The organism is Aquimarina macrocephali JAMB N27, assembly GCF_000520995.1.
GTDB lineage: Bacteria > Bacteroidota > Bacteroidia > Flavobacteriales > Flavobacteriaceae > Aquimarina > Aquimarina macrocephali.
Window position 1 is genome coordinate 1 of record NZ_JACA01000107.1, and the last position, 1,461, is coordinate 1,461.

Genomic DNA, 1,461 nt, shown 5'->3' on the forward strand with positions numbered 1-1,461 from the left:
CATCTCCAAATTTGTGAGCTACAAAATCTTCATTTTTCAGATTAAAGTTTAATAGTCTGAATTTAGGGGCATCTGCAGAGTTACGGTACAAAATTTTAGCTACATCAAGACAACGTTGTTTCATATAGGATTCTGCATTAGGGATCACTTGTTTAAATATTTGTGATCCAATAGTTGACCCATCAAAATCTTTAAATTCTACTCTTGGAGTAAGAAAATCATTCCCCCATGCACAAGAACCTCCATCCGTAGAACTTTCTTTCCCGAACAATTCGAGTTCAGATAATTGTAGAATAGTTCCACTATTGTTTCTCATCGATAATCGATAATAGTTGTAGGAAGAAGTAGTAGTTACCTGAAAAGTTCTTTTTTGATTTCTATTCGGGAAATTCTGATTGGATCTTTGGTCGATATTTTGCCAAGAATTTCCGTTAGTAGATCCTTGCAAAGTCCAGCTTTTGGGATCTCTTTCTGGTGCGTCGTTCCCAGAGGTTATCGTATATGAAGATAATGTATAGTTTTTGGTTGCTTTATACTGTACCCATGCAGAGGCGTTAAAAGTTAAGAACTTAGAATTAGGATTATTATCAATCAATTTGGATATGTCCTCAAAAGATGGAGAATCATTATGTTGATCAGAAATAGCTCCCCCGTCATTAGTGATGTCAATAATTTCTCCTCCATCTCCATTTGAAGAAACTTTAATAAATGAAGTTTTAGTTTCTGTATCAGATCCATCTCCGTTTGTTGCTTTAAGAGTTACCGAATAGGTTCCTTCTCTATTATACTTCACTACAGGATTGGTTTGTGTACTACTAGATGGACTACCTCCATCAAATGTCCAGTTATATGAAGTAGCATCGGTTGAGGAATTAGTAAAAGACACACTTTCTCCTTCTTTTATGTTGGTTTTATTTGCTCTAAAATCAGCTACCGGAAGTTGTTGTGTGTTTTTTTCTTTTCCAAACAATTCGAGTTCAGATAATTGTAGAATTGTCCCACTGTTATTGCTCATCGATAATCGATAATATTGATATGAAGAAGTGGTGCTGACCTGAAAAGTCCTTTTTTGATTTCTATTTGGGAAATCTTGATTGGATTTCTGATCGATATTTTGCCATGAACTTCCGTTTGTTGATCCTTGTAGCGTCCAGTTTTTTGGATCTCTTTCTGCTGCATCATTTGCAGAAGATATGGTGTAAGAAGATAAAACATAAGACTTGCTAGCTTTATACTGTACCCATGCAGATGCATTAAACGTTAGATACTTAGAATTGATATTGTTATCGATCAAATTAGAGATGCCTTCATTAGAAGGGGAGTCGTTGTGTTGGTTAGATATGCTACCACCATCATTAGTAATATCTAAAGCTCCTCCTGTAGGAGGAGTATCTCCACCGCAATCTAATGACCATGGGTAATTTCCGTCATAATCAAGAGTGTTGCCGCCATTGATATAGT

1 protein-coding gene is annotated in these 1,461 nt (G+C 35.8%); it reads right to left on the bottom strand.

Annotation, left to right across the window (positions count from 1 at the left end):
• Window positions 1-1,461 (bottom strand): discoidin domain-containing protein (locus tag Z054_RS29560; protein WP_035093841.1); only part of this gene is annotated, 1,461 nt, incomplete at both ends.